The organism is Exiguobacterium artemiae 255-15, assembly GCF_000019905.1.
Lineage (GTDB): Bacteria > Bacillota > Bacilli > Exiguobacteriales > Exiguobacteriaceae > Exiguobacterium_A > Exiguobacterium_A artemiae.
The window spans coordinates 1,369,293-1,382,268 of the sequence record NC_010556.1 but is presented as its reverse complement, the minus strand read 5'-3'; the positions used below and the strand labels follow the sequence as shown (position 1 = coordinate 1,382,268).

Here is a 12,976-nt window from a genome sequence, read left to right as displayed (position 1 = left end):
GCCCGTTGTCTGCACATTTCAAACAAATTACCAGTTCAGGCGGCACATTCATCCTGATTTTTCCTGTCCTTCGCGCCGAACCTGTCCTTTCCACTCTCGTAACATCACTTGCGCCTGTTGCGCCGCCTCGGTCAGATTGTTATTTTTCCACCAGGCATAGAGGAGACTGCCTGCCCCGAGCAGTGCCGTCAAAGCGGTTTCGATTTGATTCGTCTCAAACGGCAACGGGGTATAACCGAACGCAAGCAACGTTAAATTGACGAAACTATAGAGCGGCACGAACAATCGGATGAGGGCAATCAAACGTTCCTTCATCGGCGGGCCCCAAACAGATGCCGCCATGTGACCGGACCGATGATTCCGTCCACCGCTAACCGGTGCTGCCGTTGAAACTGTTTGATGCGTTGCGTCAACTTTTGATCAAATCGTCCGGTCAACGGCAGGCGGAGCCGTTTTTGAATCAGCCGAATCAGCGTCCGGTCCATCCGCTCGGCTCCCGCATAAAGCGGTTGACCGGGATAACGGGGTCCGAGCAACGGTTTTGTTTGACCATTGACGGCATCGTACAGTTGAAAATGCGGATAATCCGGAAAGCTGCCCCAGTCCCCGCCCCATTGCATCTGATACCGTTTCATCGCGGCAACGATCCGCTTCAACCGTGGATCGGGCGGTGCCGGAAACTCGGCCCGTTTGCCGCCGTCCGCGTAAACAAATAGATCGACGGCGACACCGAAGTTATGATTCGATTTCCCTCCTTTGGCATAGGTGACGATTTTCCCCGGACGTGTCCGCCCGCTGGCATACAAGTCGTCCTGTTCCTGTTTTGTCCGAAAGCCTTGCGCGATGCCGATTGGTAATCCTTCTGCCGCCAGTTCCGTGATGACGGTCCGTGTAATCGCGGCGACGTCCGGGTCCATCCCGTTCGTCAGTTTTCGGTTCGCTTGGTCAAGTAACCAGTCAAGTGACGGTGTCATAAAAGTCCTCCTTCATCAGATCAGTTCTGCAAGCAATAAAGCCAGTTCCCCTTGGTCGGGAACGGTTTGTTCAAACCGTTGTTTTTGCTCCGCCTCTGCTTGTTGCTGTTGTTGGCGTTCCCGTTCGACCCAGTCCGGTAATTTCCCGTGTTTCTTCCGGCGGGGTGATCGCGTCACAGCGTTCCGGCGGCGTTTTTCATGCGTGTCGATTTGTTCCTGCGTCAATAGATTCCGCTGTTTCAGACTGTCGATGACGACCTGGATGTAGTTAAAGTTACGAATGTTCGCCGCCGATGCCTGTTCGATTGCATGATGCAGGACGGCAGGACTCGTTTCTTTCAACAACGCCTCCAGTTTCCTGCGAATCGACGGTGTGACACGACCGATTTCCGTCTCAAAATGAGTGAGGATTTCCATGACTCCGGGAGGTGGTGGTTCTTTTTTTAAAGACGGTTTCTTAACCCCTTTTTCTTCGGAGGCGACAGATGGCTGCCCGGTTGCCGTCTCTTGACCCGGGTCCTGTCCGGAAGTGACCGGGGACACCATTCGAATCCGGTAGCCGTTCGACGTTTGTCCCCCGTGCCGGTCGAACCGCTCGACCTTTTCGATCCATCCTTTTTCGACGAGCGTCTGAAGACAGTTTTTGACGGTCGTTTTGCCGCACGGAACAGCGTCCGCGAGCGTCTGATGCGACGGGAACGCGAGTCCGTCCCGACCGGCATAACTTTGCAGCAGCAGATAGACCATTTTTTCATGGACGGATGAAAAAGCCGCTCCGTCGCGTAACAGTTGATGCTCGACACGTAAGTAAGGGTGCATGATGTTATCCTCCTTTAAATTCAGGAGGAATTTCCTCCTTTCTATCCAGAAATAACAGGACGATCGATCCGGTTGTTCGGAAGTTTTTAGACAACAAACAGACCCGATGTACGCGGAATAGACGGTTCCGGATACATCGGGTCTGAAATTCAGAGAAAACGGAGATAGATATACGGCAGCACACCGGCAAGCAGGATGCTGAAGACCGTCATACCGGTTGTGATGAAAATAGCCTTTGCCATTGATAGCTGTTGGTTTCGATAAGCGGTCAGGACGGCTTTGATAATCGTCCAGAGCATTAAGCCACTTAAGAGAAATGAGCCCACTAGGAGGATCAGCACTTCCATACCTTTCACCCTTCCTGTTTTTTAGTCATTCCATTTTGAATACGACAATCTTTTCTTGACGCCCCACTCAAGCTTGCTAGACTGAACAAGAGAACGCTTACACCAAATAAAAGGAGTTTTGATGATGTCACGCCAACAGACGCTACTTGCACGCCTTGATCAGATCGGTCAGCAACTCGAACACACAAACAACGCCTGGTTATTACTCGGACTCGGTTCCGTCGGTCAGGAGCTGGAACGGCTCGACCGCTATTCCGACCTCGATTTTTTTATCATTACGAAACCAGGGCAAAAGCAACGGTTCCTCCAGCAACTTGACTGGTTGGAGTCGGTCCATCCGCTCAGCTTCATTTTCCAAAACACGGTCGACGGCTTTAAATTGTTATTCGCGGACGGGATTTACGGTGAATGTGCGATTTTTGAACTCGACGAGATGCCGGAAATCGCTTTTTCACCGGGGCGGATTGTCTGGCAGGATTCGACATTCCTGGGCGTCGACTTGACGGTTTCAAAACAAGCACCTCCACCGATCCGTCGGGATACACTCGACTTCGCACTGAACGAAGCCTTGACGAATCTCTATGTCGGCTTGTGCCGGTATGCCCGCGGCGAACGGTTATCCGGTCTCCAGCTGGTCGAACAGCATGCTTTTTCACAACTCCTGTCCGTTTTGCACCTGCTCGAGTCGGAAGTCGTGTATTATCCGGACCAGTACGGCAATGAACGCCGGGCCGAGCAACGATTCCCGCAAGCGCAGGAACGGTTTGCCGATGTCCTGCAAGGATACACCCGAGTCCCAGAATCAGCGCTTGCGCTGCTCGAGTGGCTCGAACAGATTCAGCCGGTCAATTCCTCGATGGCGGCTGAAATTCGGCGGCTCGCTGCGGAATGCAGGTCGAAGCAAAATGGGTGATAACAGGCTTCATGGCAATGGCGTGGTGTGACGGTCGTGCCGTAATCGGCCCAGCCAACCGGTCAAAAATCCGTCAAACGGAAACGCCTGTCGTTGAATCTTGTCCTGCAGACGACGAAGCATCTGTTCCGCTCCTGTGATGACGTCTACCGGATAATGATACACTAACTGATTTTCCAAAAATTCATCTTCGTCGACGACCGTCCATTTCATAGCTGTTTGTAGATTAAGATATGTTTTTTTTAGTTTCCTGTAACAAGGTCATGTGTCATTCGCAATGAAGCAATCTGTCATATTTAACGGCTTGAATCAAGAGCTCCAATTGCTTCATATCTTCATTTGTCTGGTTCAATCCAAAATGACATTTTTCCCTTCTTTCGCTAACCGGGCTAGGGAATCCTTCATTTGCTGAATCATTTCATTCGAGTGCCGTTCCCAAACAGCAAGCTTCGCGACGATGAGAAGCGGCTCCTTCGACCGGTAGGACCGTGTTGGATTACCGGGAAACCGCTGATCGGTCAAGTTTGGATCATTTTCGAACGTCCCGAGCGGTTCGACGAGATAAATCCGTTCCATGCCGTCACCTTTGGCAAGCTCGGCTCCCCACTTCGCAGCTTCAAGTGTTGCCGTGAAATAGATATAATTTGACCGTTTCTCCTGATAGTTCGATTGATAATCGGGTGTCAATTGATCGCCGACCTGCAAAACGGCTTTCGTCCCGTGCAGAAACGGTCCTTGGTCGAGCACTTTGATTTGTCCGGTCATTACTGTTCACGTCCTTTTTCAGTAGTCTTGTTAGTAGTGTAGGGCAGAACGAACTGTAAAAGTAGTCTGTTTCCGTCTAGCGATTCGCGGTATAATTCGAGTAGAGAAGAACAAAAAACTCCCGAATATACGTTGCGTTCCATAAGGAGCGGTGCGTTTCGTTCGGGAGTTTTCGTTTAATAATGATAACGGCATTGAAGGATTTCCACCTGTTCACTCGTCGACCTGTAAACGAGGCGATGTTCCGAGTCAATTCGCCGGCTGTAAAAGCCTTGTAAATTTCCTTTTAATGCTTCCGGTTTACCAATGCCAGTTAAATTGCCGTTTCGTTTTACGTCTTCAATCAGCGTATTGATCCGTTTTAGCTTTTTTCTGTCTTCCCGTTGCGAATACAGATAGTCTTCCCATCCATGATCCGTAAAAAGTAGACGGACCTTACTCATCAATCAACGTTCTTTCTGTCAACTTTTCTTGTTGGAGCTGGTCAATTGACTCCAGTAGACGGACTGAATTTTGAGGACTTCGCATTAAATAGATGGTCTCCATCAAACGATTGTATTCTTCTTCAGAAAGTAACACGGCATTTTCGTTATTTTTTCGTGAAATGATGACTGCTTCCTTATCATCATGCACTTGATCTAAAATCTGTTTAAAATTTTTACGGGCATCACTGTATATGACAATCGACATGTTAGTTCCTCCCTACTTGTTTTCTCTATTTTTATTGTAAATGATTTCGTACAACTACTTAATCTTTGTTTCTGATTTCTTTCACAATCGAAAGCCCAGATTTCTTCCTGATTGACAACTTTTGTCAGCATGGTATCGTAAAAGTATCACGGTCAAGGATGTGGAAAATCATATTCATCGTCGAGCTGCTCGTCAACGCCTGTATCGCGTTCACCGGGTTTTACATCATTTCAAAAATCATCCATTCCACCCGATTTTCATCCTATGCCGTTAAGTCGTTGATCATTGGTCTTGCGACCGGTTTACTTGGTGTCGTACTGATGTTCAAGGGCATCCAGGTCAATGACTCGTTACGGATGGACTTACGTCATTTGCCGCTCGTCCTGCTCGCTTTTTACGGCAACCGTTTCCCGCTTGTCGTCGCCACGTTGATCATCGCCGGTTCGCGGTTTTTATTTGGCGTCACGCCCCAAGCGTTTATTGCGTTCGTCTCCATCATTGCGATCAGTACCGGGATGATTTGGATTCATCGCCAGCTCTTGAATCGGCCGTTTCGTCAGAATCTCGCCCTCAACGTTTGGGCGCTGTTGATGATTACGTTCGCCGTTCTGATTAATTTAGGCTTTAACGATGCCTCGCTTCGTTTGTTACTTGCGACCTGGACGATCGGTCTTGCCGTCGGTGTCCTGTCGAGTATGCTGACGCTTGATTTCCAAACATTGAACCGTCAAGTCGAACTATACAAACAGTCATCCGAACGTGATCATCTGACCGGACTCTACAACCGGCGTGTCTGGGATACGCGCACAGCCGGTTTGGAACAGGAAGGCCGCATTTACAACGTACTCGCCCTCGATATCGACCACTTTAAGCATGTCAACGATACATACGGTCACGGAAACGGGGATTTCGTATTGCAACAGTTCGCAAACATCCTGATGGAAGAAACGCGTCCCCACGATATCACGGTACGGATTGGCGGAGAGGAATTCATGATTCTGATTTATGACCTGACTCCATCCAAAATAATCAAGGTCGCAAACCGGATCCGTGAACGGATTGCACATGAACGGTTCCAACTGGACGGATTTCCCGACATCACCGTCACGGCTTCGATCGGAATTGCTCACGGAAAACAGATTCACATCCAGCACATGAACGGACTCGCGGACGAAGCCTTATACACCGCTAAACAACAGGGGCGAAATCGGACGATTCTGTTTAATCAACTCGATCAGCAGAGTATTGCTGCGTCACACTCCTCAACGGAAACAAGGATTTAACTACATACTATTGGAGGTTTTACTTAATGTACGAACCAAAACGGGAATTCATCACGACTTCGGAAACGATTCTTTTTGTCAGTAGCCTGTTCATGTGGATATATGTGATCCAATACTTCGGTGCGATCGATTCTGCATGGTGGATCTTGCCAGCAGTAACATTCGTCTTATTTTTACGTTCGTTTATTGGCAGACGGGTCGATTTAAGTTTTAACTGGGCCGAAGAAGAAGAAGAAGCACGCAAGTCCGAACAAAAATAACGCAAATCAAACAACAGCCCGGTTTCTCCGCTTGTTCAGGAGAAAGACCGGGCTGTTGTTCATTCACTGCTCTAAATAACGTTCCCGCGTCAAGACCATCAGAATCGACTCGACTCGTCGTCCGTCAACTTCGAAATCGTCCTCTTCTACACCGGACACTTGAAAACCCAATTTTTCATAGACGTGCCGCGCCCGTGGATTAAAGTCAAAAACGCTTAACGTCAAGCGGGCAAGCGATGTCTGCCGAAACAGGTAATCCATCAGCAACCGGGTCGCTTCCGTTCCAAGCCCGCGGTTTCTGCCGGCTTCCCCAATCAGAATCCGGAAGTTCATGCTGTGGTCGCTTGACTGATACTCATTGACGACAACCTCACCGACGAGCGTTCCAGTTGCTTTGTCGACGACTGCCAAATCCAGACGGTCCGGCTGGTCATGTCTCGTTCCATACCAGGTTTTAAGTGTCTCCCGGTCAAAATCCGCTTCACTTCCGGTCAGTTGAAGGACTTCAGGATCGCGCAAACACTGTTCGATTATTGGAAGATCTGCCGTCTCAAAAGGTCGGAGGATGACCGATTTTCCTGTCAAGACAGGCTTAACCGTTAAATTCATAATCAGATGGCTCCTTTTCGATTGTATCGGATTCACTTTTCATTCACTATACACGATGTCAAATCAAAAATGACACTTTCTTACAATTTTTTACGTTTCATTTACAATTTCCGTCCTTTATAATTGGATGTATTCTAGCTGTATTCAAAAAGGAGTAATGTTCTCTATGAAATTCCCTAAATGGCTCCTTTACCTCGGCGCTCTTCCTACATTCGTTTTCGCCTTTTATGCCATCACGAGTCCACCCTTTCGAGCCGGTATCGCAGGATCGTTGCCGCTTGCGGCGCCTGTCCTTGCTGTCATTCTCACTTTATTTGTCGGCTACTGGACCCTGTTCTTTATTTTTGCGAACGGGCTTCGCCGGCACCTCGACCTAATCGTTTTATCCGCCCTGTTGCTGATTTGTTTTTTGTTAACGAGCTTATTCGCGACACTCGACTATTTTCTCACGTAACAGATTTTACTCGAGCCATCTTCCGGATGGCTTTTTCCATTTTCTTCTTGCTTTCTTACTTTGCTTCCCGTAGTATCAACTGTAATAAATTTCTATATATTCAAAAAACATTTAGGGGATGATGATGTATGCATGGAATGTGGAAACACCCTGCTCTATTGTTATCAAGCGTCGGCATCTCCAATCTCGGGGCGTGGGTCTATTTCATCGCCCTGAACCTGATTGTCCTCGAACGGACGAATTCAGCGTTCGCCGTCTCGATTCTCTACATGCTTGTCCCGATCGCTGCCCTGTTATCGAGTTTTTGGTCCGGTACGGTCATCGATCGCGTCGATAAGCGGAATCTGATGGTGCTGCTTGATGTATCCCGGGCCGTCCTGATTGCCGTCTTACCGTGGATCGATTCGTTATTCGTCCTGTATGCACTGGTTTTCTTCATCAATATCGGCAGCTCGTTGTTTGAATCGGCTTCCCTCATCTATATGACAAAACTCGTCTCGAAAACTAACCGCCAACGGTTTAATGCCTTAAAAAATTTCATCCAATCGTGCGGCTTCATTCTTGGGCCGACAATTGCCGGTCTCTTGTTCCTCGTCGGATCGCCGACGTTCGCCATCTATCTGAATGCCGGTGCTCTCGGTCTGTCGGCTCTGATCCTGTTTTCCTTGCCGGACATCGAAAAACAAACGACAATCACCGGTGCCGAACGGCTCAGTTTCGCTATGATCGTCGCAGACTGGAAAGAAACGTTACGGTATGCGCACAAACACCGCTACATCACGCTCGTATATGCCCTGTTCTGTGTGATGACGATTTTCATGTCCGGTCTCGATTCACTGGAAGCGACGTTTGCGACCCGCGTCCTTGATTTTTCCGAGAGTACGTACGGCTTTCTCGTCAGTATCGCCGGGCTCGGTATCATTGCCGGTTCCGTCATTAACGCGACGTGTACGAAATGGCTCAGTTTACGATTCCTGATCGGCTTCGGAGCCATCGCGACACCGGTCGGCTACCTCATTTTTGCGACGTCAACCGATTTTGTCATCGCAGCACTCGGCTTTTTCCTGCTGACGTTTGCGTTATCGTTCGCGAATACCGGGTTTTTGTCGTTTTATCAAAACAATGTCCCCGTTTCGATCATGGGTCGATTCTCCGGCGTCATCAACGTCGCAGAGTCGATTCTCATCATCGGACTGACGTTATCGATTGGTCTGCTCGCTGAAACGTTCTCGATCCGCTCGACCTATATCGTCTTTTCGCTTGGTTTCCTGGTGCTTGGTCTGATTACGTTCCCAGTCGTCTTTCAACGTTCCAAACAGGAGTTGTATACGATGACGGTCGACGACGAAGCCAAAGTATCCTGAACCGGACAGGACCATGAGGAATGATTCCTTATGGTCCTGTTTTTTAGTCGCCCAGACGCCGGCCGGACATGCTATAGTCAAGAAAATGGATATCTGCTGAAGGAGGGATTGATGTGACGGGAATCGACTGCCTGTTACACCTGTATCAGGAACTGGACCGGTATACGGAAGATCAGATTCATCACATTTCGCAACCCGGCGTCTGGTCGCTCGGTCAAATGTATGACCATATTTTACTTGTCGCCCACGAATACCTGGACGAAGTCGGAAACTGTGCTTCACTGACGACCGATACAGCGGACGGTAAAACACCGTTTGGCGAAGAATTATTCCGCCAGCAGGCTTTCCCACCGATCAAAATCAGACTGCCGGACGAGATGAATGCCCCGCCGGACAATACGGACAGCCGGGATCGCTTAAAACAGCGTCTGCTTGAACTTGTTAAACGGATGGAAGACTGGTCGCAGCAGCTCGGTCAAATCGAACCGCAACGGAAATCAAGACATGGCGGTTTTGGCTGGTTGAATGCGCAGGAATGGTATCAACTGATTGAAATGCATACCCGGCACCACTTCCGGCAGAAAAAAGAATTGGAACAGGTTCTTCCGGATTGACGACAGGCTTTTCAATATGTTAATTTGTATATGCAAATGAAAGGAGTTGATTTTCGATGCGTTCCGAAGAGGAAGAGGTGTTAATCCATTGTCTTTACTTTACAGCCAGTCGCTTCGCGCGAAATATCACGAAGATGGCGGAGAAGTCGTTTGACCTTGATGACTTGGCCCCCTCCTATCTCTATCTGATCATGATCGTTAAATTCCGTCCGCGGATTACTCAAAAAGAGTTGTGCCAGGAGTTATCGATCGCACCGTCGACGAGTACCCGATTTATCGATAAGCTCGAGAAAAAAGGTCTTGTCCTACGTGAAATGGACGGAAAACAGTCGCTGATTTCCTTGACGCCTGAAGGGGAAGAGATTTATCGCCGATTCCGGCTTTCGTTAAAGGAATTTTTCCAGGCCTACTCGGATATTCTCGGTAAAGAGTTCAGCAAAGACTTAAGTAAGACGTTACATGAAGCGAGTAATACATTAGAAAAAGAACTCTAGTTCTTTTTTTTGACCTTTCATTTGCATATACAAACGAAATTTACTTAGAAGGAGCCTGAATATGAAAAAAACATTAATCATCGTCGCTCACCCGAATCTTGAAACTTCCGTCGTCAACAAGGCATGGCGAGAACAATTGTCGAAAGAGGTGGAAGGAACGGTCCATGATCTCTACGCGAGTTATCCAGATGAAGTGATCGACGTCGAAAAAGAACAGGCGTTGCTGCTTGCACACGACCGGATCGTCTTTCAGTTTCCGTTTTACTGGTACAGCAGTCCGTCACTTTTGAAAAAATGGCAGGACGAAGTGCTTTCGTTCGGCTGGGCATACGGTCCTGGCGGGACGAAGCTAAACGGAAAAGAGTTTATGCTTGCCATCTCGACAGGCGGTCCGGCGGAAGCCTATCAAGCCGGCGGACATAACCGCTACAGCATGAGTGAGTTGACACGCCCCTTCCAGGCGATGTCGAATCTGACAGGGATGCAATTCCTGCCGTCCTTTATCGAACAGGGCGTCCGGTTCCTGTCCCCGGAACAAGTCGCAGAAAGTGCTGTACAGCTCGTCGCGCAAGTCAAAAAATAAACTCCAACAGAAAAAGGAGTTTTCACCATGTCCACACAGTATGCGCTCGTCACCGGTGCCAACAAAGGAATCGGACTTGAAATCGTCCGTCAATTGGCAGAGCAGGACTATCATGTCTTTTTAGCAGCACGCGATGAAGCGAACGGTCAATCGGCCGTCGCCTCCCTTGCCTCGGACAAAGTCACTTTCGTTCAACTCGACGTAACGGATCCGGCATCAATCGAACACGCCAAACAACAGATTCTTGCTGTGACAGACCGATTGAATCTGTTGATCAACAATGCAGGCATCGCCCTTGATTTCGGACAGACACCGATTACCGTCGACGTCGATGTCTTGCGTCAAATCTTTGACGTCAATTATTTCGGGACGTTCCAAGTGACACAAACGTTTTATCCTTTGTTATCAAATGGAAAAATCATCAATGTCACGACGGATATGTCATCTCAGACTTCGTTTGCCGAAGGACGGATTCATCCGCTCAACGTGTTAGGTTACAATTCGTCAAAGACTGCCCTCAATGCCATCACGTTGTCACTCGGCACACAGTTTCAGGAGAACGGACCAGAGATTTTCGGTGTAACACCCGGATTCACGAGTACAGACCTGAACGGCAATGCGCCCGGAGGCAAGACGACAGCCGAAGGAGCTGCCGTCATCGTCCGCTATGCGCTTGATGAAACGAATTACAACGGAAAAATCCTGAATGATCAAGGAATTATGCCTTGGTAAAAAGTTTCGAATGGAAAGAATCGCTCTGTTATACACTAAAACCTCCCGATCTCATATCCGGGAGGTTTTAGGTCTTACTGTTCCTCATTCCGCTTCAAGCGTCTTCGTCATGATCCAATCCACTTGTTCATCTTCTCCCATGAAGAAAGAGTGTGCCCCTGTCTTTACAAAATCGAAACGTTGATAAAAACGAATCGCATGATGATTTTCTTCCCATACCCCTAACCAGACCTGGTCCATCCCCTGCCCCTGAGCAATCTCCAGAGTTTTTTCCAGCAATCGCTTCCCAAGACCTGTTCCCTGGTACGCCGAACGAATGTAAATCCGTTCAAGTTCCAATGTGTTTCCTTCCATCGGTTCAGTTTGAGCAGCACCGACATTCAGCTTTAAATAACCGGCAATCTCCTCGTTACTTTTGATGAAAAAGAAAAAGGAATCCTGACGTTCCAGCTCCTGTATCAATTTTTCGCGTCCGTAGGATTGTTTGAGATAATCCTCGAGGTGCTGCGGATCATTCTCAGATCCGAATGTATCCGTAAATGTTTCCACACTAATTGCTTGCAATGCTTCAACATCTTTGACGTCACAGCGGACAAACTCAATCGTTTGTGTCATTCTGTTCACTCCTCCAAATAATTTCGTATTCCGCCTTTTTTGACGAAGTCCCACTCCTGTTCGATATTTTTACGAACCCGCTTCGTCAACTGGTGTAACTGCGTCTGTTCCTCTTCACTCAGACCAGCCAGAGCAACGCGCTTCGAATACGCATGCTCCTGAAGGATTACCGGGCATGTCGCCAGTCCTTTTTCAGTCGGATACAATTTCTTGATTTTTTTGTTCACGACATCCGCCCGTTTTTCGATGAATCCGGCTTTTTCTAATTTTTGAATCGACCGGGCTGCCGTCGTCCGGTCCACAAGAATCAGTTCAGCAAGTTTTTCTTGAATGATACCCGGATGCTCACAAATCCGGACAAGATAAATGTATTGTCCTTTTGTCAGTTCCAACTCTTTAAATTCCACATTGCTGATGGAATCAAGTGCTCGCGCAATCATTCCAATCTCACGTAATAGTTCTCCCATATCGTCCCCTGTTCTTTGTTTAAAAAATTATATAGTTTTATTATATTATTTTTTGTTGCAAATGCAACAAATTTTCAATTGTATGATTTTGTTAAAAAACTCTTTTCTCCATTTGACAAAAAGTGTATATTAAAACCATCTATTCATTTAAAGGAGGATCTACCTACCCCGTGAAATTCTTTAGAACAACCCGGACCCCTGAATTGTCGTGGATTCCGGAGCAGGAATGGCAAACCGTCTGTGCCAAACGATCCATTCATATTCAACAGCATCCGAACGAACAACTCGTCGGTCTTGCTTACAATAATCAACAACAGATCGTCCAAGTGACACGCAACATTCATGTGCCACTATTCAGTTACTACGTCACGTTACTGGAAAATCGTCATACGCATAAAACGGTTTTATCCAAACGGTCCCATATGACGATTCAACATCTCTCGTCGCGTCTGTACGGCTCGAGCGAATTTGCTGAATTCAGCTTGCTCGATATCCATGTGCGGGAAGAAGGTCTTGGGGAACGCGGTTTATTGCTCGAGTCCCTGATTCACGATATTCAACATCAATACACCCATTACCGGGTCAGCGGAGACTTTACCGCCATTTCTTACGACGGCCGCGTCTCTGCCGAATGCTTCACCCGATACGGCTTTACGATTGAACAGGATCGGTTGATTTTGAAAAATTTTCATGACCGATTATTTGTTAGCTAATCATTGCTCAGGAGGTAACTGGTTTGGATCTAATCAACCGAAAGTGGTTCAACAATGTCATCCATCTGCTTGGATTCTTTTTAATGGTCACGGCCTATTGCGACTTATGGAAACGTCCGAAGACACGCGGTCCCAAATGGATCTGGGGCATCCTGATTTTTCTCGTTAATTATCTCGGACCAATTGGTTATTTGATATGGGGACGGCATGTCCCGCCACCGAAAATAACATCACGTGCTAATTAAAAAGCTTCCTTCGTCCGCCCGGTTGATCGGGTCTA

General features: G+C 47.9%; 22 protein-coding genes. 11 read left to right on the top strand and 11 right to left on the bottom strand.

Annotated elements, in window-relative coordinates; translation table 11 throughout:
- Nucleotides 1–48: 48 nt before the first annotated feature.
- From EXIG_RS07165 to EXIG_RS07150, 4 genes are all read right to left on the bottom strand, one after another.
- Nucleotides 49–315 carry an SPP1 phage holin family protein gene (locus EXIG_RS07165; protein ID WP_012370266.1) on the bottom strand — a complete coding sequence of 89 codons (267 nt, stop codon included), beginning with the start codon at nt 313–315 and terminating at the stop codon, nt 49–51.
- Complete coding sequence (locus tag EXIG_RS07160; protein ID WP_012370265.1) at nt 312–974, bottom strand: M15 family metallopeptidase; 663 nt, start codon at nt 972–974, stop codon at nt 312–314. The genes EXIG_RS07165 and EXIG_RS07160 overlap by 4 nt, the downstream gene beginning before the upstream one ends.
- 15 nt (nt 975–989) lie before the next feature.
- The gene (locus EXIG_RS07155) at nt 990–1,793 is read right to left on the bottom strand and encodes a helix-turn-helix domain-containing protein (RefSeq protein ID WP_012370264.1); all 804 of its coding nucleotides are present in this window, start codon (nt 1,791–1,793) and stop codon (nt 990–992) included.
- Between the two features lie 149 nt (nt 1,794–1,942).
- Nucleotides 1,943–2,092 (bottom strand): hypothetical protein, encoded by a 150-nt coding sequence (locus EXIG_RS07150; protein WP_234944594.1) that lies wholly within the window; start codon nt 2,090–2,092, stop codon nt 1,943–1,945.
- A 172-nt stretch (nt 2,093–2,264) separates the two neighbouring features.
- Here EXIG_RS07150 and EXIG_RS07145 point away from each other — a divergent pair, with 172 nt between their 5' ends.
- Nucleotides 2,265–3,053 carry a hypothetical protein gene (locus EXIG_RS07145; RefSeq protein ID WP_041261587.1) on the top strand — a complete coding sequence of 263 codons (789 nt, stop codon included), beginning with the start codon at nt 2,265–2,267 and terminating at the stop codon, nt 3,051–3,053.
- A gap of 9 nt (nt 3,054–3,062) precedes the next feature.
- Here the strand turns inward: EXIG_RS07145 and EXIG_RS15910 are convergent, their stop codons facing one another.
- The 4 genes from EXIG_RS15910 to EXIG_RS07125 form a co-directional block, all read right to left on the bottom strand.
- Entirely contained in the window at nt 3,063–3,266 is a 204-nt protein-coding gene (locus tag EXIG_RS15910; protein WP_041261585.1) for a hypothetical protein, read from the bottom strand.
- A 135-nt stretch (nt 3,267–3,401) separates the two neighbouring features.
- Nucleotides 3,402–3,818 (bottom strand): NAD(+)--rifampin ADP-ribosyltransferase, encoded by a 417-nt coding sequence (gene arr / locus EXIG_RS07135; protein WP_012370261.1) that lies wholly within the window; start codon nt 3,816–3,818, stop codon nt 3,402–3,404.
- 176 nt (nt 3,819–3,994) lie between these two features.
- The gene (locus EXIG_RS07130) at nt 3,995–4,261 is read right to left on the bottom strand and encodes a Txe/YoeB family addiction module toxin (protein ID WP_041261583.1); all 267 of its coding nucleotides are present in this window, start codon (nt 4,259–4,261) and stop codon (nt 3,995–3,997) included.
- Nucleotides 4,254–4,508: a type II toxin-antitoxin system Phd/YefM family antitoxin gene (locus EXIG_RS07125; protein WP_012370260.1), complete on the bottom strand. Its 255-nt coding sequence runs from the start codon at nt 4,506–4,508 to the stop codon at nt 4,254–4,256. Before EXIG_RS07125 ends, EXIG_RS07130 begins: the two co-directional genes overlap by 8 nt.
- A gap of 158 nt (nt 4,509–4,666) precedes the next feature.
- Between EXIG_RS07125 and EXIG_RS07120 the strand changes: the two genes are divergently transcribed.
- Together EXIG_RS07120 and EXIG_RS07115 are read left to right on the top strand one after the other, a co-directional pair.
- Nucleotides 4,667–5,791, top strand: a complete 1,125-nt coding sequence (locus tag EXIG_RS07120) for a GGDEF domain-containing protein (protein ID WP_012370259.1) — start codon at nt 4,667–4,669, stop codon at nt 5,789–5,791.
- A gap of 26 nt (nt 5,792–5,817) precedes the next feature.
- Nucleotides 5,818–6,051 carry a hypothetical protein gene (locus EXIG_RS07115; protein WP_012370258.1) on the top strand — a complete coding sequence of 78 codons (234 nt, stop codon included), beginning with the start codon at nt 5,818–5,820 and terminating at the stop codon, nt 6,049–6,051.
- A gap of 63 nt (nt 6,052–6,114) precedes the next feature.
- Here EXIG_RS07115 and EXIG_RS07110 read toward each other — a convergent pair whose 3' ends face one another.
- On the bottom strand, nt 6,115–6,660 hold the full coding sequence (locus EXIG_RS07110; RefSeq protein WP_012370257.1) for a GNAT family N-acetyltransferase: 546 nt from the start codon (nt 6,658–6,660) through the stop codon (nt 6,115–6,117).
- A gap of 166 nt (nt 6,661–6,826) precedes the next feature.
- Here EXIG_RS07110 and EXIG_RS07105 point away from each other — a divergent pair, with 166 nt between their 5' ends.
- From EXIG_RS07105 to EXIG_RS07080, 6 genes are all read left to right on the top strand, one after another.
- A complete protein-coding gene (locus EXIG_RS07105; protein WP_012370256.1) occupies nt 6,827–7,114 on the top strand; it encodes a hypothetical protein in 288 nt (95 codons plus the stop codon).
- Nucleotides 7,115–7,242: 128 nt separating this feature from the next.
- Nucleotides 7,243–8,478, top strand: a complete 1,236-nt coding sequence (locus tag EXIG_RS07100) for an MFS transporter (RefSeq protein WP_012370255.1) — start codon at nt 7,243–7,245, stop codon at nt 8,476–8,478.
- Nucleotides 8,479–8,591: 113 nt separating this feature from the next.
- Entirely contained in the window at nt 8,592–9,092 is a 501-nt protein-coding gene (locus EXIG_RS07095; RefSeq protein ID WP_012370254.1) for a DinB family protein, read from the top strand.
- Nucleotides 9,093–9,148: 56 nt separating this feature from the next.
- Nucleotides 9,149–9,586 carry a MarR family winged helix-turn-helix transcriptional regulator gene (locus EXIG_RS07090; RefSeq protein WP_012370253.1) on the top strand — a complete coding sequence of 146 codons (438 nt, stop codon included), beginning with the start codon at nt 9,149–9,151 and terminating at the stop codon, nt 9,584–9,586.
- 61 nt (nt 9,587–9,647) lie between these two features.
- Nucleotides 9,648–10,169 (top strand): NAD(P)H-dependent oxidoreductase, encoded by a 522-nt coding sequence (locus EXIG_RS07085; protein ID WP_012370252.1) that lies wholly within the window; start codon nt 9,648–9,650, stop codon nt 10,167–10,169.
- 27 nt (nt 10,170–10,196) lie between these two features.
- The gene (locus tag EXIG_RS07080) at nt 10,197–10,901 is read left to right on the top strand and encodes an SDR family NAD(P)-dependent oxidoreductase (protein WP_012370251.1); all 705 of its coding nucleotides are present in this window, start codon (nt 10,197–10,199) and stop codon (nt 10,899–10,901) included.
- An 84-nt stretch (nt 10,902–10,985) separates the two neighbouring features.
- Here EXIG_RS07080 and EXIG_RS07075 read toward each other — a convergent pair whose 3' ends face one another.
- Both EXIG_RS07075 and EXIG_RS07070 read right to left on the bottom strand, forming a co-directional pair.
- Entirely contained in the window at nt 10,986–11,516 is a 531-nt protein-coding gene (locus EXIG_RS07075) for a GNAT family N-acetyltransferase (protein WP_012370250.1), read from the bottom strand.
- Nucleotides 11,517–11,521: 5 nt separating this feature from the next.
- A complete protein-coding gene (locus EXIG_RS07070; protein ID WP_012370249.1) occupies nt 11,522–11,983 on the bottom strand; it encodes a MarR family winged helix-turn-helix transcriptional regulator in 462 nt (153 codons plus the stop codon).
- 170 nt (nt 11,984–12,153) lie between these two features.
- On the opposite strand from EXIG_RS07070, the gene EXIG_RS07065 reads away from it, so the two are divergent.
- Together EXIG_RS07065 and EXIG_RS07060 are read left to right on the top strand one after the other, a co-directional pair.
- Complete coding sequence (locus EXIG_RS07065) at nt 12,154–12,696, top strand: hypothetical protein (protein ID WP_012370248.1); 543 nt, start codon at nt 12,154–12,156, stop codon at nt 12,694–12,696.
- 23 nt (nt 12,697–12,719) lie between these two features.
- On the top strand, nt 12,720–12,941 hold the full coding sequence (locus EXIG_RS07060; RefSeq protein ID WP_012370247.1) for a PLD nuclease N-terminal domain-containing protein: 222 nt from the start codon (nt 12,720–12,722) through the stop codon (nt 12,939–12,941).
- The last annotated feature ends 35 nt before the right edge of the window (nt 12,942–12,976 follow it).

What these genes read in the sequence shown, in the direction of transcription:
- EXIG_RS07165 (WP_012370266.1), bottom strand. Translation starts at nt 315, where the DNA reads ATGAAGGAACGTTTGATTGCCCTCATCCGATTGTTCGTGCCGCTCTAT.
- EXIG_RS07160 (WP_012370265.1), bottom strand. Translation starts at nt 974, where the DNA reads ATGACACCGTCACTTGACTGGTTACTTGACCAAGCGAACCGAAAACTG.
- EXIG_RS07155 (WP_012370264.1), bottom strand. Translation starts at nt 1,793, where the DNA reads ATGCACCCTTACTTACGTGTCGAGCATCAACTGTTACGCGACGGAGCG.
- EXIG_RS07150 (WP_234944594.1), bottom strand. Translation starts at nt 2,092, where the DNA reads ATGCTCTGGACGATTATCAAAGCCGTCCTGACCGCTTATCGAAACCAA.
- EXIG_RS07145 (WP_041261587.1), top strand. Translation starts at nt 2,265, where the DNA reads ATGTCACGCCAACAGACGCTACTTGCACGCCTTGATCAGATCGGTCAG.
- EXIG_RS15910 (WP_041261585.1), bottom strand. Translation starts at nt 3,266, where the DNA reads ATGAAATGGACGGTCGTCGACGAAGATGAATTTTTGGAAAATCAGTTA.
- arr (WP_012370261.1), bottom strand. Translation starts at nt 3,818, where the DNA reads ATGACCGGACAAATCAAAGTGCTCGACCAAGGACCGTTTCTGCACGGG.
- EXIG_RS07130 (WP_041261583.1), bottom strand. Translation starts at nt 4,261, where the DNA reads ATGAGTAAGGTCCGTCTACTTTTTACGGATCATGGATGGGAAGACTAT.
- EXIG_RS07125 (WP_012370260.1), bottom strand. Translation starts at nt 4,508, where the DNA reads ATGTCGATTGTCATATACAGTGATGCCCGTAAAAATTTTAAACAGATT.
- EXIG_RS07120 (WP_012370259.1), top strand. Translation starts at nt 4,667, where the DNA reads ATGTGGAAAATCATATTCATCGTCGAGCTGCTCGTCAACGCCTGTATC.
- EXIG_RS07115 (WP_012370258.1), top strand. Translation starts at nt 5,818, where the DNA reads ATGTACGAACCAAAACGGGAATTCATCACGACTTCGGAAACGATTCTT.
- EXIG_RS07110 (WP_012370257.1), bottom strand. Translation starts at nt 6,660, where the DNA reads ATGAATTTAACGGTTAAGCCTGTCTTGACAGGAAAATCGGTCATCCTC.
- EXIG_RS07105 (WP_012370256.1), top strand. Translation starts at nt 6,827, where the DNA reads ATGAAATTCCCTAAATGGCTCCTTTACCTCGGCGCTCTTCCTACATTC.
- EXIG_RS07100 (WP_012370255.1), top strand. Translation starts at nt 7,243, where the DNA reads ATGCATGGAATGTGGAAACACCCTGCTCTATTGTTATCAAGCGTCGGC.
- EXIG_RS07090 (WP_012370253.1), top strand. Translation starts at nt 9,149, where the DNA reads ATGCGTTCCGAAGAGGAAGAGGTGTTAATCCATTGTCTTTACTTTACA.
- EXIG_RS07085 (WP_012370252.1), top strand. Translation starts at nt 9,648, where the DNA reads ATGAAAAAAACATTAATCATCGTCGCTCACCCGAATCTTGAAACTTCC.
- EXIG_RS07080 (WP_012370251.1), top strand. Translation starts at nt 10,197, where the DNA reads ATGTCCACACAGTATGCGCTCGTCACCGGTGCCAACAAAGGAATCGGA.
- EXIG_RS07075 (WP_012370250.1), bottom strand. Translation starts at nt 11,516, where the DNA reads ATGACACAAACGATTGAGTTTGTCCGCTGTGACGTCAAAGATGTTGAA.
- EXIG_RS07070 (WP_012370249.1), bottom strand. Translation starts at nt 11,983, where the DNA reads ATGGGAGAACTATTACGTGAGATTGGAATGATTGCGCGAGCACTTGAT.